Source organism: Streptomyces malaysiense (genome assembly GCF_000980885.2).
Lineage (GTDB): Bacteria > Actinomycetota > Actinomycetes > Streptomycetales > Streptomycetaceae > Streptomyces > Streptomyces malaysiense.
This window is the reverse complement of the sequence record NZ_LBDA02000019.1, coordinates 198688-219846: the sequence shown is the minus strand read 5'-3', so window position 1 is coordinate 219846 and position 21159 is coordinate 198688. Positions and strand designations below refer to the sequence as shown.

The following is a 21159-nucleotide window of genomic DNA, read 5'->3' as shown; positions in this document are numbered from 1 at the left end:
CCCCCCGGCCCGGCGGGCACCGTCCCGCCGCCCGCCCCGGCCCCCGCGCCCTACGGCATGCCCCCGCAGCAGCCGTCGTACGGCGGTCGCCCCACCGCCCCGATGCCCCCTGGCCCGCCCGGCCCGCCCGGCGCGCCCATGCCCCCGGGCTACGGCCAGGTGCCCGGTCAGCAGACCGCCTCATACGGTGTGCCCCAGGGCGCCCCGCAGGGCGGTGCCGGCGTGGGCGTCGCGCTCCAGAAGTTCAAGGAGACGCCGACCGGGCAGCGCTGGACGCAGCAGAACAAGAAGCTCATGCGCGTCGACCTCGGCATCGGCGGGCAGCCGGTGCTGGCCAAGCAGGGCAGCATGGTGCTCTACCAGGGCAAGGTCGATTTCAGCTACAAGGGCGCCGGTATCGCCGGACGCATCGTCGGCAATGCCACCGGCCAGGAGATGCAGCTGATGCGCTGCACCGGCCAGGGCCAGGTGTTCCTCGCCGAGAACGCCGCCAACCTGCACCCGGTCGAGCTCCAGGGGGACGCGATCTGCGTGTCCGCCGACAACGTGCTCGCCTTCGACGAGACCCTCCAGTACGAGGTCCGCCGCATCGAGGGTCACGGCATCCCGGGCGGCGCGCTGTTCACCATGCAGTTCCAGGGCACCGGCACCATCGTCGTCAAGACGCACGGCAAGCCCGTGGTGCTGCCGGTCACCCCGACCACCTTCGCCGACTGCAACGCGGTGGTGGCCTGGTCGGCGGCGGCCCAGGTGATCGTCTCCAGCCAGGTCCGCATGCGCCGCAACGCCTATCCCGGGGACACCGGCGAGAGCGTCAACCTCCAGTTCCGGGGCGCGCCCGGCAACTTCATCGTCGTCCAGCCGTACGAGGTCTGAGGGAGCCCGTCATGAACCAGCCGCTCGCGGGCTTCGCCCCCGCCCCCGTCACCGCCCGCATGGAGAACCACGGGGACCACATGCTCAAGGTCGCCATGCAGACCGGCAGCGACCTCTTCGCGCGCGTGGGTTCGATGGTCGCCTACGAGGGCTTCGTGCAGTACGAGCCCAACCCGCCGGCCGTGCGCCAGATCGCCCGGGACTGGATGACCGGCGAGGGCGCCCCGCTGATGAAGTGCTCCGGGGACGGGCTGCTCTATCTCGCCGACTACGGCGCGAACGTCGTCGTGATCAACCTCGACGGCGACGGCATCTCCGTCAACGCCACCAACCTCCTCGCCTTCGACGCGCACCTGAGCTGGGGCGTGGAGCGGGTGAAGGGGCTCGCGAAGTTCGCCGGGCAGGGCCTGTGGAACACGCGGATCTCCGGGCAGGGCTGGGTCGCGCTGACCTCCCGGGGCACGCCGATCGTCGTGGACTGCGGCGGCGGCGAGGACGAGACGTACGTCGACCCGGACGCGCTCGTCGCCTGGTCGCCGAACCTGAAGGTCAAGGGCAAGCGCAGCTTCAAGGCGCAGTCGCTGATCGGCCGGGGCAGCGGCGAGGCCTACCAGATGGCCTTCTCCGGACAGGGCATCGTCGTCGTCCAGCCCAGTGAGGACAGCACCGACCGCCTGCGGATCCGGGGCTGAGGGGGAGCCAACACGCCATGCAGAGTCCGATTTTCGCGTACAACGACAACCAGGCGCAGGAGCGCTGGAGCCTCCAGAACTCGCAGCTGCTGCGCGTCGTCCTGGAGGGCCACGACGACATCCTCGCCCGCAAGGGCAGCATGGTCGCCTACCAGGGCATGGTCGAGTTCGACGCCGAGTACCACAGCGACAACCAGCGGCGCGCGCGTGCCCACACCGGCGAGGGCCTGGACCTGATGCGCTGCCACGGCCAGGGCACGGTCTATCTGGCCAACCTCTCCCAGCACGTGCACATCATGGACGTGGAACAGGACGGGCTGACCGTCGACAGCTCCTACGTGCTCGCCATGGACTCCTCGCTGCACCACGAGGTCATCGCCGTCGACAGCCTCTACGGCATCTCCGGCTCCGGCAAGTACCAGCTGAACATCACCGGGCGCGGCCGGGTCGCCCTGATGACCTCCGGAGCACCGCTGCTGATGCGGGTCACCCCGGACCGGTACGTCAACTGCGACGCCGACGCGATCGTGGCCTGGTCGACCGGGCTGCGTGTGCAGATGCAGGCCCAGACACACTCCTCCGGGGTGTGGCGCAGGCGCGGCAGCACCGGCGAGGGCTGGGAGCTGAGCTTCATGGGCTCCGGGTTCGCGCTGGTCCAGCCCAGCGAACTGCTGCCGCCGCAGAACGCGGTGATCGGCCAGGGCCTCGCCGCCCAGTTCGGCATGGGCCAGCACGGGGCGCGCGGCGGGAACCAGGGCAATGTCTGGAACTGACCGCCCGGGGGACGCGCGCCCCTGAGGCGGGAGCGGTGAGGGACCGCCGCCGCGCGCGGCCGGCCGCCCCTCACCGCTTCACAGCCTCGCGCGGACGGCCTCCAGGAGCCGCACGACCGACTCGTCGGCCACGCTCGCGACCTCGTCGTAGGGGAACCAGCGCAGGTCCAGGGACTCGTCGCTGATCGCCGCCACGGCGCCGGAGGGGGCCAGCGCCGCGTACTGGACGTCGTAGTGCCAGTGGCAGGGCGAGGGAATCGGATGCCGGTCCAGGCGCACCGGGCCGCCGGGCAGCAGGGTGAGCCCGGTCATGCCCGACTCCTCGGTCGCCTCGCGCAGCGCGGCCGCCGCCACCGTGGCGTCGCCCGGCTCGCAGTGGCCGCCCATCTGGAGCCACATCCGCAGCTTGCGGTGGAGCGTGAGCAGCACCCGGCCGCGCTCGGGGTCGATCACCAGGGCGCTCGCCGTGACATGACCCGCGTGGCAGGCCTTCCACATGCCGTCGGGATGGGCCGCCAGGTGGTCCAGGTAGGACTGGCGCAGCTCTTCCTGGCCCTCGTACCCCTTCAGGACGAGGACCGCGTCGTCGTACAGGCTCACTCGGTGTCGTCGCCCTCGGCCTCGTCGTGCTTCTCGGCGTCCTTCCTCAGGTCCGGCTTGTCGGCGGCCTCGCCGAGCATCTTGTCCAGCTCGGAGAAGTCCATGTGCTCGCGGTGCACGAAGCCGTCCGGGTCGTCCAGGTCGGTCGCGGTTGGCAGCATGTCCGGGTGGTGCCACAGGGCGTCGCGGCCGTCGACGCCGCGTGCGTCGGTGAGCGAGGCCCACAGGCGGGAGGCGTCGCGCAGCCGGCGGGGACGCAGCTCCAGGCCGATCAGCGTGGCGAACGTCTGCTCCGCCGGGCCACCGGTGGCCCGGCGGCGGCGCAGGGTCTCGCGCAGGGCGTCGGCGGACGACAGACGGGGCTTGGCGGCCGCGTGGACCACCGCGTCCACCCAGCCCTCCACGAGCGCCAGAGCGGTCTCCAGGCGCGCCAGGGCGGCCTTCTGCTCGGGCGTGTCCTCGGGCTGGAACATGCCCTGCTGAAGCGCGTCCTGGAGCTGCTCGGGGTTCTGCGGGTCGAACTGGCCGACCACGTCCTCCAGCTTGGCGGTGTCGACCTTGATGCCGCGCGCGTAGCCGTCGACCGCGCCGAACAGGTGCGAGCGCAGCCAGGGCACATGCGCGAACAGACGCTGGTGGGCCGCCTCGCGCAGGGCCAGGTAGAGCCGCACCTCCTCCAGCGGCACGCCCAGGTCCTTGCCGAACGCCTCCACGTTGGCCGGGAGCAGCGCGGCCTTGCGGGCCGGGCCGAGCGGCAGGCCGATGTCGGTGGAGCCGACGACCTCGCCCGCGAGCACGCCGACGGCCTGCCCGATCTGCGTGCCGAACATGGCGCCGCCCATCGAGCGCATCATGCCGATCAGCGGGCCCGCCATGGCCTGCATCTCCTCCGGCAGCACATCGCCCATCGCCGCGCCGACCCGCTCGGCGACCGGGTCGACCAGCTCCCGCCAGGCGGGCAGGGTCGCCTCGACCCACTCCGCGCGGGACCAGGCCACCGCCGAGGCGGAGCCCGACGGCAGGGACGTGGCGTCGTCCAGCCACAGGTCGGCCAGGCGCACGGCCTCCTCCACGGCCTTGCGCTCGGAAGGGCCGACGCTGGCGTCCTTGGAGCCGTCCGCGGTGCCCTGGGCGACCGTCTGGCGCGCGATCTGCTTGGCCATGTCCCAGTTCACCGGGCCGCCCTCGTAGGAGAGCATCTGGCCCAGCTGCTGGAACGCGGCACCGAGGTCGGTGGGGTTCAGCGAACCGAACATGGCAGCGAGCGGATTGTCGGCGCCGGGGCCGCCAAAGCCACCGGCTCCGGGCATACCGCCGAAACCGAAGGGGTTGGCCGGTCCCTGACCACCACCGCTCTGCTGGTCCTTCTTCTTGCCCTCGTCGCCGTCCTCCGGCTCCTCCGGCGGAAGGCCAAAACCGAATGGGGTGTCACTCACGGGAATCCTCGGCTGGTAAGGCCACCGGTCTTCTCCGGCGGCACGGCTGCCCGACAACACCACCCAGCGTAGACACCCGGACCCGATCGGGCCTCGATGCTCCGCCCGCGGACGGCCTGCGGCAGGATGGATGCACCTCGTACGTGCGCGTCTCTCACGCCCGTACAGAAGACAACCGCTGGAGATGCCGGGTGAGTTCCCCAGATCCGCAGGTTCGCGCAGCGCGAAACCACTCAGAGGCGTCCGCCGGGCGCGAACCCGCCGTGCGCGGGCCCGTCGTGGCGGTCACCGGCGCCGCGACCGGTGTCGGAGCCCTGCTCACGGCGCGGCTCGCCGCATCGCGGGAGATCCGGCGGGTCGTCGCGATCGACGAGCGGCGCGGGGAGTGCGAAGAGGCGCAGTGGCACATCCTGGACGTGCGCGATCCGGCCATCGCGGACAAACTGCGCGGCGCCGACGTGGTCGTCCACCTCGCGCTCGACCTGGATCTCGGCAGTGACGCGGCCGCGCGGACCGCTTACAACGTCCGGGGGACGCAGACCGTGCTGACCGCCGCGGCGGCGGCCGGCGTGCACCGTGTGGTGCTGTGCACCTCGGCGATGGTCTACGGGGCGCTGCCGGACAACGAGCTGCCGCTGTCGGAGGACGCCGAGCTGCGGGCGACGGCCGAGGCGACCGGTGTCGGGGACCTGCTGGAGATCGAGCGCCTCGCGCGCCGCGCGCCCCGCGCACACCCCGGTCTGAACGTCACCGTGGTACGGCCCGCCGTGCTCGTCGGTGGCATGGACACCGCGCTGACCAGGTACTTCGAATCACCGCGGCTCCTCGTGGTGGCCGGTTCGCGGCCCGCGTGGCAGTTCTGCCATGTCGAGGATCTGTGCGCGGCCCTGGAGTACGCCGTCCTGGAGAAGGTCGAGGGGGAACTGGTCGTCGGCTGCGACGGATGGCTGGAGCAGGAGGAGGTCGAGGAGCTCAGCGGGATCCGGCGCATGGAGCTGCCCTCGGCGGTCGCGCTGGGCGCGGCGGCGCGGCTGCACCGGATCGGGCTCACCCCGTCCCCGGCCGGCGACCTGGCCTACACGATGTACCCGTGGGTGGTCAGCGGGAGCCGGCTGCACGACGCGGGCTGGCGGCCGAGGTGGACCAACGAGGATGTCCTGGCGGAACTGCTGGAGGAGGTCTCCGGGCGGCATACGGTGGCCGGCCGGCGGCTCGGCCGCAAGGACGCCACGGCGGCGGGCGCGGCCGGGGCGACGGTGGCCCTGCTGGGCGCGGCGGCGGTGGTACGCCGGGCCCGGAAGGCGCGCCGTCGGTAGGCGGCGTCCGTACGAGCATCCAATACGCCCGCGCCCGTGCCGGGTGAACCTCGTATTCCCCGGCGTCACGGACGTGCGGCACGATGGGGGCATGGCTGAGATGAGCGAGCACCCCGGGGAGCGGGCCGCGCAGGACCCCGTCAAGCTGATCGGCGTCAGGGAGAGCGCGCTCTCGGTGGACGAGGTGTTCCGGGCGGTCGGGGACGAGGCGGCCGGGGGCATCGCGCTGTTCGTGGGTACGGTGCGCAACCACGACGGGGGCGCCGACGTGGACGCGCTCGGCTACTCCTGCCATCCGGGCGCCGAGGCCGAGATGCGACGGGTGGCCGAGAAGGTCGTCGCGGACCATCCGGTGCGGGCCCTGGCCGCCGTGCACCGGGTCGGCGACCTGGGCGTCGGGGACATCGCGGTGGTCGTCGCCGTGGCGTGTCCGCATCGGGCGGAGGCCTTCGAGGCGTGCCGGAAGCTGATCGACGACATCAAGCACGAGGTGCCGATCTGGAAGCACCAGAAGTTCTCGGACGGCACGGACGAATGGGTCGGCGCGTAGCGCCTTCGCCGAGGTGCGGTGGCCGGGCGACGGACGACCGCGCGGGTGTCCGCCGAAAGGGGGCGGGACCTGCCGGAACCGGGCGCGGCACTGCGCCGAACCGGTCACTCCCGGCCCACTGGTGACTCCGGTTGCGTAACCGCCCCCCGCACGTGAGCGTTGTGAGTGCGGATGGTTAATCTGCTGATCAGTCAGTTGCGGACGCTCACGGCGTAGGGAGGTCGGCATGGGCGCGCTTGTCTGGCTGCTGATTCCGTTTATGGGTGCGGTCGGCGGCGGGCTGTGGGGCAGTTGGGCCAACCGGACACGCAAGGCCCGTAGCGACGGGCCCGAGCTGGACGGATACGCCCGGTTCCGCGAGGCGATGGAGCGGTCCAGCACGGGCGCGGACGGCGCCTGACGGGGGTGCCCTGACAGTGCGCCGACAGGTGCGTCACGTACTGTCGAGGCATGCCACGCCGCACCGCGACGATGCTCGCCTCCACCCTGATGCTGATCGCGCTCCTGTGCGCCGGAGTGCTCATCCCCGTGCCGTACGCGGAGATGTCCCCCGGCCCGACCGTGAACACGCTCGGGAACCACCAGGGCGAGCCGGTGCTCCAGGTCTCCGGGCGCAAGACGTATCCGACGGACGGTCACCTGAACATGACCACCGTGCGGGTGACCAGCGTGGACTTCCGGATGAACCTGGTGGAGGCCGTCTACGGCTGGCTCTCGCGCGACAGCAAGATCGTGCCGCACGACACGCTCTACCCCAAGGGCACCACGGAGGAGCAGTCCTCCCAGCAGAACGCCGAGGAGTTCAGCCAGTCCCAGGAGAGCGCCAAGGTCGCCGCCCTGAAGCAGCTGGGCATCCCGGTGAAGTCCTGGGTGATCGTCTCCACCGTGGTCAAGGGCTCCCCGGCCGAGGGCAAGCTGCACGCCGGCGACGTGATCAAGGCGGTCGACGGCCACGCGGTCAAGGAGCCCTCGGACGTCGCCACGTTCGTCACCGAGCACAAGGCGGGCCAGAAGGTGGTCTTCACCGTCGTCCCCGCCAAGGAGCAGGCCGCCGCCGAGAAGGCCCACCGGACGGCCACCGGGACCGAGGACGTCACGATCACCACGGCCGCCTCCGACGACAGCGGACCCAAGCGGGCCATCGTCGGGATCTCCGCCGGTACCGATCACACGTTTCCGTTCAGCATCGACATCAAGCTCGCCGACGTCGGCGGCCCCAGCGCCGGTCTGATGTTCGCGCTCGGCATCTACGACAAGCTCACCCCGGGCAGCCTGACCGGCGGCAAGTTCGTGGCGGGCACCGGCACCATCGACGACAACGGCACGGTCGGGCCGATCGGCGGCGTCGACATGAAGACCCTCGGCGCGCGCGGCAAGGGCGCCCAGTACTTCCTGACGCCCGCCGACAACTGCGCCGAGGCGGCCGCGGACAAGCCGAGCGGGCTGACCCTGGTCAAGGTGAAGACGATCAAGGACGCGCTGGGCGCGCTCAAGGACATCCGCGGCGGCGACACCGCGGCCCTGCCGAAGTGCGCCGCCAAGGGCTGAGGATTTCGCGGGGCACGGCATGACCGGGGGCGCCCGCCCGTACGAGGGGCGCCCCCGGTGCCGTCACGAGGAGCGGGGGCGCCCCCGGCGACAGAGCCGGTGGCGCCCCCGCCGTCGTACGGAAGATCAGTCGGCGAACGTCGCCGACAGGGCGTCCGCGAGACCCGGGACCAGGTCGGGGCCGGTCAGGACCTCGGTCGGGGAGTCCTTCTCGCGCAGCCGCAGCGCCGACTCGCGGGCGCCGTCGCGCAGCACCGCCACCGTCATCCGGACCTCCTGGCGCTCGGGGTGGCCGGCCACCCACTTCGCCAGTTTGGCCTCGCTGAGGTTCTTCGGTACCTGCGCCTCGGCGGACGGCGGCAGCATCAGCCGCTCCACCGTGAGCGCGCAGCCGGCCACCGCGTCGGGCCAGGCGATGGTGGCGAGGAACTCGTCGAGCGGCTTGCCGGACGCGATCTCGTCCTGCTCGATCGGGGTGAGACCGGCGGTCTCGGACTCGCCCTCCAGGCCCAGCTGGGCCGCGAGCGCGGGTTCCTGACTGCGCAGCCGAGCGGTGTCTACGAGGGCGAAGAGGCGAGCGGGCTGGTCCCAGCCGAGGCCCGAGGCGTACTCGTCGATCTCGAGTACGGCCCGGGTGAGCGGGTTCGCTGCCATGGGAGTGTTGGACATGGTCACAATCCTGCCTCGTTCCCCACCGGAATCGGGAACCGAGCGGGGCCTGAGTAAGTTGCATATGTGTCGGCCCGCGACCACGGGGGGCCACCTGGGCCCGCGGAGCACGGGGGCCCGATGGATCGAGAGCGATTTTCGAGGGGCGCACCTTGGCTTTCCAGATGCCGGACCGCGGCCAGGGCCCTGCGGGGCCACGGACGGGGGCGGGCCGACCATCCCGGCGGGTCAGGGTCCTGCTCCTGACGCTGGGCGTGCTCGCCGTCCTCGGTATGACATTCAGCATGTTCGCCGGCTTCTGGACGAACTGGCTGTGGTACCGGTCGGTGCACTACTCGTCCGTGTTCACCATCACACTGTGGACCAAGATCGGGCTGTTCTCCGTCTTCGGTCTGCTGGCGGCGTTCATGGTCGGCCTCAACATCTGGCTGGCGTACCGGCTCCGGCCCCCGCTGAGCGCCATGTCCATGGAGCAGCAGAGCCTGGACCGCTACCGGATGGGTCTCGCGCCGTACAGGACCTGGCTGCTGGTCGGCGTCTGCGCCCTGGTCGGGCTGATCGCGGGCGCCTCGGCGGCCGGCCAGTGGCGCACCTGGCTGATGTGGGTGGACGGAGTCCCCTTCCACCAGAAGGACCCCCAGTTCCACCTGGACATCTCCTTCTACGCCTTCGAACTGCCCTGGTTCCGGTTCCTGCTGGCCTTCGGCTTCGCCGCCGTCATCCTGTGCCTGATCGCCGCCGCCTTCACGCACTACCTGTACGGCGGACTGCGCCTCACCAGCCCCGGAGCGCGCGCCACCGCCGCCGCGACCGGTCATCTCTCGGTGCTGCTCGGCCTGTTCGTCGCCCTCAAGGCGGTCGCCTACTGGCTCGACCGGTACGGCCTCGCGGTGAAGTCCAGCGACTTCAGGACGACCGGCAACTGGACCGGCCTGCGCTACGTCGACGCCAACGCCTACCTGCCGGCCAAGACGATCCTGTTCTGCATCGCCGTCATCTGCGCGCTGCTGTTCTTCGCCACCCTGTGGCGGCGCACCTGGCAGCTGCCCGTCATCGGCTTCGGCCTGATGGTCCTGTCCGCGATCCTGATCGGCGGGCTCTACCCGGCGATCGTGCAGAAGTTCCAGGTCGAGCCCAACGAGCAGGCCAAGGAGGCCCCGTACGTACGGAAGAACCTCACGGCGACCCGCGAGGCGTACGGCATCGACGACACCAAGGTCACCCAGTACGACGGCAAGTCCACCGTCTCGGACGACGCCAGGCTGCGCGCGGACGCGAACGACGCGGCGAGCGTCCGCATCATGGATCCGAACATCGTCTCGCCCACGTTCGAGCAGGCGCAGGAGATGAAGGACTACTACACCTTCCCCGCCAACCTGGACGTCGACCGCTACCCCACCAAGGACGGCAAGCTCCAGGACACCGTCATAGGTCTGCGTGAGCTGAACCTGAAGGGCGTCCCGAAGCACAACTGGATCAACGACCACTTCCGCTACACGCACGGCTACGGCGTGGTGGCCGCCAAGGGCACCGAGGCCGACGACGGCCAGCCCGTCTTCACCGAGTACGACCTGCCCTCCAAGGGCGACCTGGGGACCTACCAGCAGCGGGTCTACTACGGCGAGAAGACCACCACCTACTCCATCGTCGGCGGTCCCCAGAAGGAGATCGACCACCCCACCGACGACAACGGCGAGGTGACCACCAGCTACGCCGGCAAGAGCGGGGTGAACCTCGACAACCCGCTCAACCGGGCCGCCTACGCGATGGCGTTCAGCGAGCCGCAGATCCTGTACTCGGGCGCGATCGGCAAGGGCTCGCGGATCCTGTACAACCGCACTCCCAAGGAGCGCGTGGAGGCGGTCGCCCCCTGGCTGACCATCGACGGCGACGCCTACCCGGCCGTCGTCGACGGCCACATCCAGTGGATCGTCGACGGCTACACGACGTCGAACGGCTACCCGTACTCCTCCCGTACGACCCTCGGCGACACCACGGCCGACTCGCTGACCGCCGGCAGCGACAACCGCAGCGTGGTGGCCCCGCAGAACCAGGTCAACTACATCCGCAACTCGGTCAAGGCGACCGTCGACGCGTACACCGGCGAGGTCAAGCTCTACCAGTGGGACACCCGGGACCCGGTGCTGAAGACCTGGATGAAGGCGTTCCCCGGCACGGTGCTGCCGAAGAGCGCGATCTCCCCGACACTGCTGTCCCATCTCCGGTACCCCCAGGACCTGTTCAAGGTCCAGCGCGAGCTGCTCACCCGCTACCACGTGACGGATCCGCAGACCTTCCTCACCGGCAGCGAGGTGTGGCAGGTGCCGGACGACCCGACCAACAAGTCGGGCGACGCGGTCCCGCCGTACTACCTGAGCATGAAGATGCCCGACCAGAGCAAGCAGGCGTTCTCGTTGTCGACGACGTTCACGCCGACCGGCCGGGACAACCTCAGCGCCTTCATGTCGGTCGACTCCGAGGCGGACAGCAGCGACTACGGCAAGATCAGGATCCTGAAACTGCCGACCAGTACGACGGTCGACGGGCCCAAGCAGGTCCAGAGCCAGTTCAACTCCGAACAGGACGTCGCCGCCGCGATCAAGTACCTCAAGGGCGGCGACTCGGCGGTGGAGTACGGCAACCTGCTGACCGTGCCGCTGGACGGCGGCCTGCTCTACGTGGAGCCGGTCTACGTACGCGGCGGGGGGCTCAAGTACCCGTTGCAGCGCAAGGTGCTGGTCACCTACGGGGACCGGCCGCCGGCGTTCGAGAACACCCTGGGCGAGGCGCTGGACAAGCTGTTCGGCACCGGCTCCGCCGCGGCCGGGCCGCCGGACACCGGCTCCAAGGCCCCGCCCGCGGCGAGCGGTCCGGGTGTCCAGCGGGACCTGGCCGACGCCCAGAAGGCGTTCGAGGCGGGGCAGCGGGCGCTGAAGCAGTCCGGCGGCCCCGACTGGGACGCCTACGCGAAGGCGCAGAAGGACCTCAAGGCGGCGCTGGAGCGGGCCCAGGACGCGCAGAAGCAGCAGAAGCAGCAGAAGCAGTCGGAGCCCTCGAAGCAGAAGGGCTGATCAGCACCGTCCCGCGCCGTGATACGGTTGGCTCACAACGGCGCGGGGTGGAGCAGCTCGGTAGCTCGCTGGGCTCATAACCCAGAGGTCGCAGGTTCAAATCCTGTCCCCGCTACTGAAAACGAAGGCCCGGATCCTTTCAGGATCCGGGCCTTCGTGGTGTGTGAACCCGGTGAAGTCGGTGAACTCGGTCTGTGCGGGCACAAGTTGAGGAGGAAGTCACCGCCGCGCCGCCGTGAGGAGTTGGGCGTCGTGTGTTTGACTTGTCGTCCTGTGGGCATGTCGACAAAACGCTGAAGTGACCTCACGGGGTGGGGTATACCGGGTGTACCCAGGTTGCGGGTGGTGCGACGATGGACGTTATGGGGGACAAGGCAACTCTGTTCGAGTCAGGGCGATTTGTACAGAATTTCGGTGAGGGGCCGACCCGCGACGAGGTGGGTGACATGGCCGACGCCGACGACGAGGTACGCCTCGCGCTCGCCGCACGCAGCGGTGACGCGGAGGCCGCCAGCGTCCTCGGCGCCATGCTGCTGCGCCGCGGCGACCTCGACGGTGCCGAGACCCACCTGCGGGCCGCCACCGCGGCCGGCGACCGGGCCGCCGCCAACAACCTCGGCGTCCTGCTGCACCAGCGGGGTTACGGCGAGGAGGCCGCCGGCTGGTGGCGGATCGCCGCAGTCGCCGGTTCCGCGGCCGCCGCACACGCGCTCGGCCGCTACCACCGCGAACGCGGTGACGAACCCGCCGCCGAGTACTGGCTGCGCCAGTCCGCCGAGCAGGGCCATGTCCTCGGCGCCTACGCACTCGCCGACCTGCTGGAGCACCGGGGGGACGCGGGGGCCGGGCAGTGGATGCGGCTCGCCGCCGAGCGCGGGCACCGGGAGGCGGCGTACCGGATAGCGCGTTCGCTCGACCGGGAGGCCGAGGACCGGGCCGAGAGCGGGGGTGACAACGCTGTCGCGGAGGCCGAGCAGTGGTACCGGCAGGCCGCCGCGCGCGGGCACCGGCGGGCCGCGCTGCACCTCGGGGCCATCCTGGAGCAGCGCGGGGAGCTGAAGGAGGCCGGGCGCTGGTACCTGACCTCCGCCAAGGACGGCGAACCGCGTGCCGCCTGCGCCCTCGGCTTCCTGCTGCGGGACGCCGGGGACACCGAGAGCGCGGCCGTGTGGTGGCTGCGCGCCGCCCAGGAGGGTGACGGCAACGCGGCCAACGCGCTCGGCGCGCTGCACGCCGAACGGGGCGAGACCCAGACTGCCGAGCGCTGGTACCGGGCGGCGCTGGACGCGGGGGACGACAACGGCGCGTACAACCTCGGGCTGCTCTGCGCCGAGCAGGGCCGCACCGCGCAGGCCGAGCAGTGGTACCGGCGCGCCGCGTACGCCGGGCACCGGGAGGCCGCGAACGCGCTGGCCATCCTGCTGCTCCAGGTCGGCGACACCTCCGGCGCGGAGCCCTGGTTCTCCAAGGCGGCCGAGGCGGGGAGCGTGGACGCGGCCTTCAACCTCGGCATCCTGTACGCCGGGCGCGGCGAGGAGGCGATGGCGCTGCGCTGGTACGAGCGGGCGGCCTCGGCGGGGCACACCGAGGCCGCGCTCCAGGTCGGCATGGCGCGGCTGCGCGAGCGCGACGAGCCGGCGGCCGAGCGGCACCTGCGCTGCGCGGCGGGCGGTGGCAGCGCGGAGGCGGCGTACCGGCTCGCCGCCCTGCTGGACGCCCGCCGCCCGCCCCGGCCCGCGCACGAGCTGGGGGAGAGCACGCACGAGAAGGCCGAGTGCGAGGAGTGGTACGAGCGGGCGGCGCAGCAGGGCCACCGTCGGGCGCAGGTCCGGGTCGGCATGCTCGCCTCCGCGCGCGGCGATGTGGTCGAGGCGGCGCGCTGGTACCGGGCGGCGGCGGAGGCGGGGTCGCGCAACGGGGCGTTCAATCTCGGACTGCTGCTCGCCCGCGAGGGCAGCGAGCCGGAGGCCGTGGTGTGGTGGACGCGCGCGGCGAACGACGGCCACGGCCGTGCGGCCCTTCGCCTGGCCCTGGTCTGCGCCCGCCGCGGCGACCTCGACGAGGGGCAGCGCTGGGCGACGCGCGCTGCGGAACTGGGCCCCGCGGAGGTCACCGAGCGGGCGGGCCGGCTGCGGGACGCGCTGCGGGAGGAGCTGTCCGCGTGAGTGGCCCCGGCTGAGTGGCCCTGGTCACTCGGGGCCGAATGGATTTGCCTCCGTCGGCTCCCCTCGCGTAATGTCGTGTTCACCGACGCGGGGTGGAGCAGCTCGGTAGCTCGCTGGGCTCATAACCCAGAGGTCGCAGGTTCAAATCCTGTCCCCGCTACTGAAGGCCGAGGGCCGCCGGAATCCGGAAACGGATTCCGGCCCTCGGTCGTATGTGTGCGGTCGGATGTCCACGCGTGCGCCTCCTTCACGCGTACGCCCCCTCCACTCCCGTGTCCCCGCCGTCGTGCGGGGCCGGGCGCTGCCGCGCGGGGCGCGAAAAAAAGAGGGGGCTCGCGCCCCCTCCGTCACTCCATGGCCGCTACGGCGTCACGCGCCCGAGCACTCCGGGCACAGCCCGCGGTACGTCACCTCGACGTCCGACACCGTGAAGCCGAAGCGCTCGGTGTCGGGGAGGTCCGCCAGCGGGTTGCCCGTGGGGTGGACGTCGCGGATCGCGCCGCAGCGGGCGCAGACCAGGTGGTGGTGCGGCCGGTGGGCGTTCGGGTCGTACCGCTTGGCGCGCCTGTCGGTCGAGACTTCCAGCACCTCGCCGAGCGTGACCAGTTCGCCCAGCGTGTTGTAGACGGTCGCCCGGGAGATCTCCGGCAGCTTCGCGACAGCCCGTGCGTGGACCTCGTCGGCCGTCATGTGGACGTGCTCGCCGTCGAGGACCTCGGCCACCACGCGTCGCTGCGCGGTCATCCGCCATCCGCGTCCACGCAGCCGTTCCAGAAGGTCGCTCATGGCTACCAGCCTAACAGCAAGGGGGACCAGGACGGGAATAGGTGTGAGATTGGAATCTTGTTTGACTTGGACTTAGTCCAATGTAGGATTGGGAACGGCTTTGGCCAATGGACAGGATTGGCCGGCGTAAACCGCAGGAGGCGCACGTGACGCAGGGACCGCTCACCACGGAGGCCGGTGCTCCGGTAGCCGACAACCAGAACAGCGAGACGGCGGGCGTCGGCGGCCCGGTGCTGGTCCAGGACCAGCTGCTGCTGGAGAAGCTGGCCCACTTCAACCGCGAGCGCATCCCGGAGCGGGTCGTGCACGCCCGCGGCGCCGGCGCCTACGGCACCTTCACGGTGACCGCGGACGCCACGCCGTACACCAGGGCCGCCTTCCTCTCCGAGGTCGGCAAGGAGACCGAGGTCTTCCTGCGCTTCTCGACGGTGGCCGGAAACCTGGGCGCGGCGGACGCGGTCCGCGACCCGCGCGGTTTCGCGGTGAAGTTCTACACCGAGGAGGGCAACTACGACCTCGTCGGCAACAACACCCCGGTCTTCTTCATCCGGGACGCGATCAAGTTCCCCGACTTCATCCACACCCAGAAGCGCGACCCCTACACGGGCAGCCAGGAGGCCGACAACGTGTGGGACTTCTGGGGGCTGTCGCCGGAGGCGACCCACCAGGTGACCTGGCTGTTCGGCGACCGCGGCATCCCCGCGTCGTACCGCCACATGGACGGCTTCGGCTCGCACACCTTCCAGTGGAACAACGAGGCCGGCGAGGTCTTCTGGGTCAAGTACCACTTCAAGACCGACCAGGGGATCAAGAACCTCACCGCCGGTGAGGCCGCGGTGCTCGCGGGCACCGACCCCGACTCCCACCAGCGCGACCTGCGCGAGTCGATCGAGCGGGGCGAGTTCCCGAGCTGGACCGTGGGCGTGCAGATCATGCCGGCGGCGGACGCGGCGTCGTACCGTTTCAACCCGTTCGACCTGACCAAGGTGTGGCCGCACGAGGACTACCCGGTCGTCGAGATCGGAAAGCTGGAGCTGAACCGCAACCCGCGCAACGTCTTCGCCGAGGTCGAGCAGTCGGTCTTCAGCCCCTCGCACTTCGTGCCGGGCATCGGCCCCTCGCCGGACAAGATGCTCCAGGGCCGGCTCTTCGCGTACGGCGACGCGCACCGCTACCGCGTCGGCGTCAACGCCGACCACCTGCCGGTCAACCGCCCGCACGCCACCGAGGCCCGCACGCACTCGCGGGACGGCCTCCTCTACGACGGCCGGCACGGCGGCGCCAGGAACTACGAGCCCAACAGCTTCGGCGGGCCCGCGCAGACCGGCCGGGCGCTGTGGCGGCCGTACGACGGCTTCACCGCGGGCACGGGCGGCCACCCGACCCCGCGGCACGCCGAGGACGACGACTTCGTGCAGGCCGGGAACCTGTACCGGCTGATGTCGGAGCAGGAGAAGGAGCGGCTGATCGCCAACCTCGCCGGGGCGCTCTCCCCGGTCTCGCGCGAGGACATCGCGGACCGCGCGATCGGCAACTTCGCGGCCGCGGACGCCGACTTCGGCAAGCGCCTGGAGGCGGCGGTGCGGGCTCTGCGCGGCTGAGACGGCGGCATCCGTCCGCCGGGCGGGCCGGACCCCCGGTGCTCGGGGTCCGGCCCGTTCGTCCTGTCCGGGGCTCCTCGCGATCCTGGCCCGGCGCGCTCAGGAGCCCGCCCGTGCCAGCGGAGCGGGCTCGCGGGCCGGGGACCAGCAACGGATGATGTCGCGGACCGAGACGATCCCGGCCACCTCGCCGCGGTCGAGGACGATCAGGTGCCGGAAGCCGCCGTGCGCCATGGCGCGGGCGGCCTCCTCCAGTGTCCAGGTCGGCGCCGCGAAGACGACGTCGGTCGTGGTGTGGGCGTGGGCGCGCTCGGTGTCCGGGTTCTGGCCGAGGCCGACGGAGTTCAGGATGTCGCGCTCGGTGAGGATGCCGATGCCGCCGGCGTCCGGATCGAAGACCACGGCGGCGCCGATGTGCCGGGCGGACATCAATGTGGCTGCTTCACGGAGGGTGTGGGCGGGGCCGAGGGTGAGGATCACCGTGCTCATGGCGTCGCGGATCAGCATGGATGGGGCCACCTCCTGAGATCCAGGGGCCTTGTCCCCGGATTCACAAATTCACAAGTGGGGGTGACTCCAGAGTCTCAGGTCGGGGCCGGGCCAACAAGAGGGCGCGTGTGGCCCGCCGGGGGCGTGCGCAGGCGTCCCGCACGTCTCACTGGCGCCGGTTGAGATACCCCAGCAACTCGTCGTGCAGCAGGCCGTTGGACGCCGCCGCGTTGCCGCTGTGCGGCCCCGGGCGGCCGTCGAGGCCGGTGAAGGTGCCGCCGGCCTCGGTGACGACGATGGCGGGGGCGGCCATGTCCCACAGCGACAGCTCCGGCTCCGCGCAGATGTCCACGCAACCCTCGGCGACCATCATGTAGGGCCAGAAGTCGCCGTACGCGCGGGTGCGCCACACCTGTCGGCTGAGGTCCAGGAAGCCGTCGAGTCGGTCCTGCTCCTCCCAGCCGGACAGGGACGAGTAGGCGAAGGAGGCGTCCGCGAGGGTGTCGACACCGGAGACGTGGATACGGCTCGCGGAGGTCAGATTGCGGCCGGTGAAGGCGCCGTGGCCCTTCGCGGCCCACCAGCGGCGGCCGAGCGCGGGGGCGGAGACGAGGCCCACGACGGGGTGGTACCCGCCCTCGCCCGCCTCCATCAGCGAGATCAGCGTGGCCCACACCGGGACGCCGCGCACGTAGTTCTTGGTGCCGTCGATCGGGTCGATCACCCAGCGCCGGGGGCCGGTGCCCTCGACGCCGTACTCCTCGCCGAGGACCGCGTCTCTGGGGCGGGCGCGCTGGAGCTGGCCGCGGATCAGTTCCTCGGCCGCCTTGTCCGCTTCGCTCACCGGCGTCATGTCCGGCTTCGTCTCCACCTTCAGGTCCAGGGCCTTGAAGCGGTCCATGGTGGCCGCGTCGGCCGCGTCCGCGAGGACGTGGGCGAGACGGAGGTCGTCGAGGTAGTCCGGCATGTACGTCACGCTATCGGCTGGGCGGGTACGGGAGCCAACGGGGGCGTGCGTGTGTCGGATCCGCCGTGCGCGGCGCCCGCCGAGCCGTGTGCGACCGCCGCTCGCACGCGCGCGGTACGCGGCCTTCCGTGCCTGGCGAGCAACCCCTTGACATCGCCCGAAAAGCCGTCAAATCTGGGCGGAACGCCGTTGACTCCGAGGAGGCGACGATGGCCGCTGCCCGGGTATCCCTGCTGGACGCCGCCCTCGCGGCGCTGGCACGCCGGCCGTGGCCGGCGGTGCGCATGGTGGAGGTGGCCGCGGCGGCGGGCGTGTCCCGGCAGACCCTGTACAACGAGTTCGGCGGCAAGGACGGCCTGGCGCGGGCGCTGGTGCGGCGGGCGGCCGACGACTATCTCGCCGGGGTGCAGCGCGCGCTCGCGGGCGGCGGCGGCAGCTGGGACCGGCTCACCGCCACCGCCGAGTGGACCGTGACCGCGGCCCAGGACGACGCGCTGGTACGGGCGTTGCTCACCGGCTGCTGGAGCGAACGGCTCCCGGCGCCGCCCCCGGGCCCCTCGCCGGTACCGGCGCAGCGCCGCCCGGAACAGCCGCTCCCCTCGCCCGGCGACCTGGTACGGACGGTCCGCGACCGCGCCGTCACCGCGCTGTCCGGCCCCGGCACGGGCCCCGCCGCCACCGTCGAACTCGCCCGCTCCTGCGAACTGGTCGTCCGGCTCGCCCTCTCCTGTGTCGCGGCGCCGCCGGGGGAGGGCGGGGTGGCCGGGCTGATCCGGTCCCTCGCGCCGCGCACGGAACTCTGACCGACCCGCGTCGACCGCTGTCGCGGGGAGCGGGCCGCGCGGTCTAGTGAGCCGACCCCGACAGCTGCAGGCCGATGATCCCCACGATCACGAAGCTGATCGAGATGATCTTCAGGGTGGAGACCACGTCGCCCAGGAAGATCATGCCGTAGATCGCCGTGCCGGTCGCGCCGATGCCGGTCCAGACCGCGTAGGCGGGGCCGACGTCGAGTCTGCGCAGGGACAGGGTCAGGAGGCCGAAGCTGCCGAGGGCGAAGGAGGCGAAGGCGATCGTCGGCCACAGGCGGGTGAAGCCGTGGGAGAGCTTGAGGCACACGGCGAAGCCGGTCTCCAGCATTCCGGCCACGATCACCAGCAGCCACGCCATGCGCTGTCCTCCCGTTGATCCGGATCACCGGCCCGGTGCGATTATGCACTTGCCGCACCACCGTCCGGGCAAACAACGCGAAGGTCAGTCGCCTTCCGTGCGCTCCCGCGTCGCCAGCATCCGCCGCAGCGAGTACAGCCGCGCCGGGTCCGCGTGCCCCGCCTCCACCCACGCGTCCAGGGCGCAGTCCGGCTCGTCGTGGCTGCACGCGCGCGGACAGTCCGCCGTACCCGGCTCCAGGTCAGGGAAGGCGTGGATGACACGGGACGGATCGATGTGCGCCAGGCCGAAGGAACGGACACCCGGAGTGTCGATCACCCAGCCGCCGTCGCCCGCCAGCGGCAGCGCGAGCGCCGACGTGGTGGTGTGCCGGCCGCGCCCCGTCACCGCGTTGACGTGTCCCGTCGTACGCCGCCGCTCCTCGGGCACCAGCGCGTTCACCAGCGTCGTCTTGCCCACGCCGGAGTGGCCCACGAACGCGGTGATCCGTCCGTCCAGCAGCTCCCGCACCCGGTCCGCCGCGTCCCCGTTCTCCAGCTCCTCGCGGCTGGTCACCACGTACGGGATGTCCAGATGGCCGTACAGTCCGAGGAGTTCGTCCGGCGTGGCCAGGTCCGACTTGGTCATCACCAGCAGGGGTTCGAGGCCCCCGTCGTACGCCGCGACCAGGCAGCGGTCGATCAGCCGGGGCCGCGGCTCGGGGTCGGCGAGGGCCGTGACGATCGCCAGCTGGTCGGCGTTGGCGACCACCACGCGCTCGTACGGATCGTCGTCGTCCGCCGTGCGCCGCAGCACCGACGCCCGCTCCTGGATCCGGACGATCCGCGCGAGGGTGTCCCTCCTGCCGGACAGATCGCCGACCAGCATCACCCGGTCCCCGACCACCGCCGCCTTGCGGCCCAGCTCCCGCGCCTTCATCGCCATCACCACCCGGTCCTCCACCAGGCAGGTCAGCCGCCCCCGGTCCACGGTCAGGACCAGCCCCTCGGCCGCGTCCTCGTGCTTGGGCCGGATGTTCGTCCGCGGCCGGTTGCCCTTGCGGTTGGGGCGGGTGCGGATGTCGTCCTCGTCGGTGTGCTTGCCGTAGCGGCGCATGACGTGTCCCTACTGCCCGAGCATCCCGGTCCACAGCTCGGGGAAGTCCGGCAGGGTCTTGGCCGTCGTCCCGATGTTCTCGATGCGTACGCCCTCGACCGCCAGGCCGATGATCGCGCCGGCGGTGGCCATGCGGTGGTCCTCGTAGGTGTGGAAGGTGCCGCCGTGCAACGCGCGCGGGCGGATGTGCAGACCGTCGGCCGTCTCCGTGACGTCGCCGCCGAGCTCGTTGATCTCCTTGGTGAGCGCGGCCAGCCGGTCCGTCTCGTGCAGCCGCAGATGGGCCACCCCGCGCAGCGTCGAGGGGGAGTCGGCGAGCGCGGCGACGGCTGCGATGCCCGGGGTCAGCTCGCCGACGTCGCCCAGGTCGACGTCGATGCCGTGGACGGCGCCGGAACCGGTGAACACCAGTCCGAACTCGGTGAGTTCGCAGGTGCCGCCCATCTCGGTGAAGATCTCGCGCAGCCGGTCGCCCGGCTGGGTGGTGCGCTCCGGCCAGTCCGGGATCAGCACCTTGCCGCCGGTCACCAGGGCCGCCGCCAGGAAGGGCTGCGCGTTGGACAGGTCCGGCTCGATCGTCAGGTCCCGGCCGAGCAGCGCGCCCGGCGTCACCCGCCACACGTTCGGCTCGCCGCCCGACTCCGGGGTGTCCACCTGGGCGCCGACCGCGCGCAGCATGTCCACCGTCATCCGGATGTGCGGCATGGAGGGCAGGGTCGAACCGGTGTGCCGGACCTCGACACCCTGGTTGAAGCGGGGGCCCGAGAGCAGCAGCGCGGAGACGAACTGCGAGGAGGACGACGCGTCGATCGACACCGGGCCGCCCTCCAGCGCGCCGCCGCCGTGCACGGTCAGCGGCAGGGCGCCCCGGCCGTCGTCGTCGATCCGCGCGCCCAGCAGGCGCAGCGCGTCGATCACGCCGTGCAGCGGACGCTCGTACGACCGCGGGTCGCCGTCGAACCGGATGGGGCCGTCGGCCAGCGCGGCCACCGGCGGCAGGAAGCGCATCACGGTGCCCGCGTTGCCGACGTCCACCGTGGCCGGGCCGTGCAGGCCGGTCGGCAGCACCCGCCAGGCCTCGCCGGTGCCGTCCGGGCCCACGCCCTCCTCGATCTCGACGCCCATCGCGCGCAGCGCGCCCGCCATCAGCAGGGTGTCCCGGGAGCGCAGCGGGCGGCGCAGCCAGCCGGGCTCGGAGGCGAGGGCGGCCAGCACCAGGGCGCGGTTGGTGACCGATTTGGACCCCGGCACATGGACGGTGGCGTCGACGGCGCCGCTCGCGTGCGGAGCGGGCCAGAGGGCGGAGGGGGCGGTGTTCGGGGCCATGGGCCCACTTTATAAGGAGGGCGGGGCCG

The 21159-nt window shown here is 71.7% G+C and carries 20 protein-coding genes and 2 tRNA genes; 13 read left to right on the top strand and 9 right to left on the bottom strand.

Annotation, left to right across the window (positions count from 1 at the left end):
• From VT52_RS10810 to VT52_RS10800, 3 genes are all read left to right on the top strand, one after another.
• The coding region (locus VT52_RS10810) for an AIM24 family protein (RefSeq protein ID WP_143070865.1) at positions 1-876 on the top strand (876 nt) is incomplete at its 5' end.
• An 11-nt stretch (positions 877-887) separates the two neighbouring features.
• The gene (locus VT52_RS10805) at positions 888-1568 is read left to right on the top strand and encodes an AIM24 family protein (RefSeq protein ID WP_046418368.1); all 681 of its coding nucleotides are present in this window, start codon (positions 888-890) and stop codon (positions 1566-1568) included.
• Between the two features lie 17 nt (positions 1569-1585).
• A complete protein-coding gene (locus VT52_RS10800) occupies positions 1586-2341 on the top strand; it encodes an AIM24 family protein (RefSeq protein ID WP_046418369.1) in 756 nt (251 codons plus the stop codon).
• A 78-nt stretch (positions 2342-2419) separates the two neighbouring features.
• Here the strand turns inward: VT52_RS10800 and VT52_RS10795 are convergent, their stop codons facing one another.
• Positions 2420-2941 (bottom strand): NUDIX hydrolase, encoded by a 522-nt coding sequence (locus VT52_RS10795; RefSeq protein ID WP_046418370.1) that lies wholly within the window; start codon positions 2939-2941, stop codon positions 2420-2422.
• Positions 2938-4377 (bottom strand): zinc-dependent metalloprotease, encoded by a 1440-nt coding sequence (locus VT52_RS10790; protein ID WP_046418372.1) that lies wholly within the window; start codon positions 4375-4377, stop codon positions 2938-2940. The genes VT52_RS10795 and VT52_RS10790 overlap by 4 nt, the downstream gene beginning before the upstream one ends.
• Before the next feature lie 191 nt (positions 4378-4568).
• Here VT52_RS10790 and VT52_RS10785 point away from each other — a divergent pair, with 191 nt between their 5' ends.
• The 4 genes from VT52_RS10785 to VT52_RS10775 all read left to right on the top strand — a co-directional run bounded on the left by VT52_RS10785 (position 4569) and on the right by VT52_RS10775 (position 7791).
• On the top strand, positions 4569-5693 hold the full coding sequence (locus VT52_RS10785) for an SDR family oxidoreductase (protein ID WP_046418374.1): 1125 nt from the start codon (positions 4569-4571) through the stop codon (positions 5691-5693).
• Between the two features lie 91 nt (positions 5694-5784).
• The gene (locus tag VT52_RS10780) at positions 5785-6243 is read left to right on the top strand and encodes a molybdenum cofactor biosynthesis protein MoaE (RefSeq protein WP_046418375.1); all 459 of its coding nucleotides are present in this window, start codon (positions 5785-5787) and stop codon (positions 6241-6243) included.
• Between the two features lie 226 nt (positions 6244-6469).
• Positions 6470-6643, top strand: coding sequence for a hypothetical protein (locus VT52_RS37890; RefSeq protein WP_167377678.1), 174 nt, complete (start codon positions 6470-6472; stop codon positions 6641-6643).
• A 50-nt stretch (positions 6644-6693) separates the two neighbouring features.
• Positions 6694-7791, top strand: coding sequence for a YlbL family protein (locus tag VT52_RS10775; RefSeq protein WP_206306482.1), 1098 nt, complete (start codon positions 6694-6696; stop codon positions 7789-7791).
• A 126-nt stretch (positions 7792-7917) separates the two neighbouring features.
• Here the strand turns inward: VT52_RS10775 and VT52_RS10770 are convergent, their stop codons facing one another.
• Entirely contained in the window at positions 7918-8460 is a 543-nt protein-coding gene (locus VT52_RS10770) for a PPA1309 family protein (RefSeq protein ID WP_046418378.1), read from the bottom strand.
• A gap of 164 nt (positions 8461-8624) precedes the next feature.
• Between VT52_RS10770 and VT52_RS10765 the strand changes: the two genes are divergently transcribed.
• The 4 genes from VT52_RS10765 to VT52_RS10750 all read left to right on the top strand — a co-directional run bounded on the left by VT52_RS10765 (position 8625) and on the right by VT52_RS10750 (position 13856).
• The gene (locus tag VT52_RS10765; protein WP_079174971.1) at positions 8625-11531 is read left to right on the top strand and encodes a UPF0182 family membrane protein; all 2907 of its coding nucleotides are present in this window, start codon (positions 8625-8627) and stop codon (positions 11529-11531) included.
• Between the two features lie 41 nt (positions 11532-11572).
• A tRNA-Met gene (locus tag VT52_RS10760) sits at positions 11573-11646 on the top strand.
• Positions 11647-11884: 238 nt separating this feature from the next.
• Positions 11885-13696 carry a tetratricopeptide repeat protein gene (locus VT52_RS10755; protein ID WP_046418380.1) on the top strand — a complete coding sequence of 604 codons (1812 nt, stop codon included), beginning with the start codon at positions 11885-11887 and terminating at the stop codon, positions 13694-13696.
• 86 nt (positions 13697-13782) lie between these two features.
• Positions 13783-13856: transfer RNA gene (locus VT52_RS10750), tRNA-Met, on the top strand.
• Between the two features lie 209 nt (positions 13857-14065).
• Here VT52_RS10750 and VT52_RS10745 read toward each other — a convergent pair.
• The gene (locus tag VT52_RS10745) at positions 14066-14482 is read right to left on the bottom strand and encodes a Fur family transcriptional regulator (RefSeq protein WP_046418382.1); all 417 of its coding nucleotides are present in this window, start codon (positions 14480-14482) and stop codon (positions 14066-14068) included.
• Positions 14483-14628: 146 nt separating this feature from the next.
• On the opposite strand from VT52_RS10745, the gene VT52_RS10740 reads away from it, so the two are divergent.
• Positions 14629-16083, top strand: coding sequence for a catalase (locus VT52_RS10740; RefSeq protein ID WP_046418383.1), 1455 nt, complete (start codon positions 14629-14631; stop codon positions 16081-16083).
• Between the two features lie 99 nt (positions 16084-16182).
• On the opposite strand, the gene VT52_RS10735 is transcribed toward VT52_RS10740, so the two are convergent.
• Entirely contained in the window at positions 16183-16590 is a 408-nt protein-coding gene (locus tag VT52_RS10735; protein WP_046418384.1) for a CBS domain-containing protein, read from the bottom strand.
• A gap of 148 nt (positions 16591-16738) precedes the next feature.
• Positions 16739-17539, bottom strand: a complete 801-nt coding sequence (gene hisN, locus VT52_RS10730; RefSeq protein WP_046418386.1) for a histidinol-phosphatase — start codon at positions 17537-17539, stop codon at positions 16739-16741.
• Positions 17540-17748: 209 nt separating this feature from the next.
• Here hisN and VT52_RS10725 point away from each other — a divergent pair, with 209 nt between their 5' ends.
• Positions 17749-18342: a TetR/AcrR family transcriptional regulator gene (locus VT52_RS10725; protein WP_046418388.1), complete on the top strand. Its 594-nt coding sequence runs from the start codon at positions 17749-17751 to the stop codon at positions 18340-18342.
• Positions 18343-18385: 43 nt separating this feature from the next.
• Here the strand turns inward: VT52_RS10725 and VT52_RS10720 are convergent, their stop codons facing one another.
• From VT52_RS10720 to aroA, 3 genes are all read right to left on the bottom strand, one after another.
• Positions 18386-18709, bottom strand: a complete 324-nt coding sequence (locus tag VT52_RS10720; protein WP_046418389.1) for a DMT family transporter — start codon at positions 18707-18709, stop codon at positions 18386-18388.
• A gap of 84 nt (positions 18710-18793) precedes the next feature.
• Positions 18794-19804 (bottom strand): ribosome small subunit-dependent GTPase A, encoded by a 1011-nt coding sequence (rsgA, locus tag VT52_RS10715; RefSeq protein WP_046418391.1) that lies wholly within the window; start codon positions 19802-19804, stop codon positions 18794-18796.
• A 9-nt stretch (positions 19805-19813) separates the two neighbouring features.
• A complete protein-coding gene (aroA, locus tag VT52_RS10710; protein WP_046418393.1) occupies positions 19814-21130 on the bottom strand; it encodes a 3-phosphoshikimate 1-carboxyvinyltransferase in 1317 nt (438 codons plus the stop codon).
• Positions 21131-21159: the final 29 nt, after the last annotated feature.

Coding starts and splice junctions, on each gene's coding strand:
- VT52_RS10800 (WP_046418369.1), top strand. CDS start 1,586: ATGCAGAGTCCGATTTTCGCGTACAACGACAACCAGGCGCAGGAGCGC.
- VT52_RS10765 (WP_079174971.1), top strand. CDS start 8,625: ATGCCGGACCGCGGCCAGGGCCCTGCGGGGCCACGGACGGGGGCGGGC.
- VT52_RS10780 (WP_046418375.1), top strand. CDS start 5,785: ATGGCTGAGATGAGCGAGCACCCCGGGGAGCGGGCCGCGCAGGACCCC.
- VT52_RS10805 (WP_046418368.1), top strand. CDS start 888: ATGAACCAGCCGCTCGCGGGCTTCGCCCCCGCCCCCGTCACCGCCCGC.
- VT52_RS37890 (WP_167377678.1), top strand. CDS start 6,470: ATGGGCGCGCTTGTCTGGCTGCTGATTCCGTTTATGGGTGCGGTCGGC.
- VT52_RS10725 (WP_046418388.1), top strand. CDS start 17,749: ATGGCCGCTGCCCGGGTATCCCTGCTGGACGCCGCCCTCGCGGCGCTG.
- VT52_RS10770 (WP_046418378.1), bottom strand. CDS start 8,460: ATGTCCAACACTCCCATGGCAGCGAACCCGCTCACCCGGGCCGTACTC.
- hisN (WP_046418386.1), bottom strand. CDS start 17,539: ATGCCGGACTACCTCGACGACCTCCGTCTCGCCCACGTCCTCGCGGAC.
- VT52_RS10775 (WP_206306482.1), top strand. CDS start 6,694: ATGCCACGCCGCACCGCGACGATGCTCGCCTCCACCCTGATGCTGATC.
- aroA (WP_046418393.1), bottom strand. CDS start 21,130: ATGGCCCCGAACACCGCCCCCTCCGCCCTCTGGCCCGCTCCGCACGCG.
- VT52_RS10755 (WP_046418380.1), top strand. CDS start 11,885: ATGGACGTTATGGGGGACAAGGCAACTCTGTTCGAGTCAGGGCGATTT.
- VT52_RS10720 (WP_046418389.1), bottom strand. CDS start 18,709: ATGGCGTGGCTGCTGGTGATCGTGGCCGGAATGCTGGAGACCGGCTTC.
- VT52_RS10745 (WP_046418382.1), bottom strand. CDS start 14,482: ATGAGCGACCTTCTGGAACGGCTGCGTGGACGCGGATGGCGGATGACC.
- VT52_RS10735 (WP_046418384.1), bottom strand. CDS start 16,590: ATGCTGATCCGCGACGCCATGAGCACGGTGATCCTCACCCTCGGCCCC.
- rsgA (WP_046418391.1), bottom strand. CDS start 19,804: ATGCGCCGCTACGGCAAGCACACCGACGAGGACGACATCCGCACCCGC.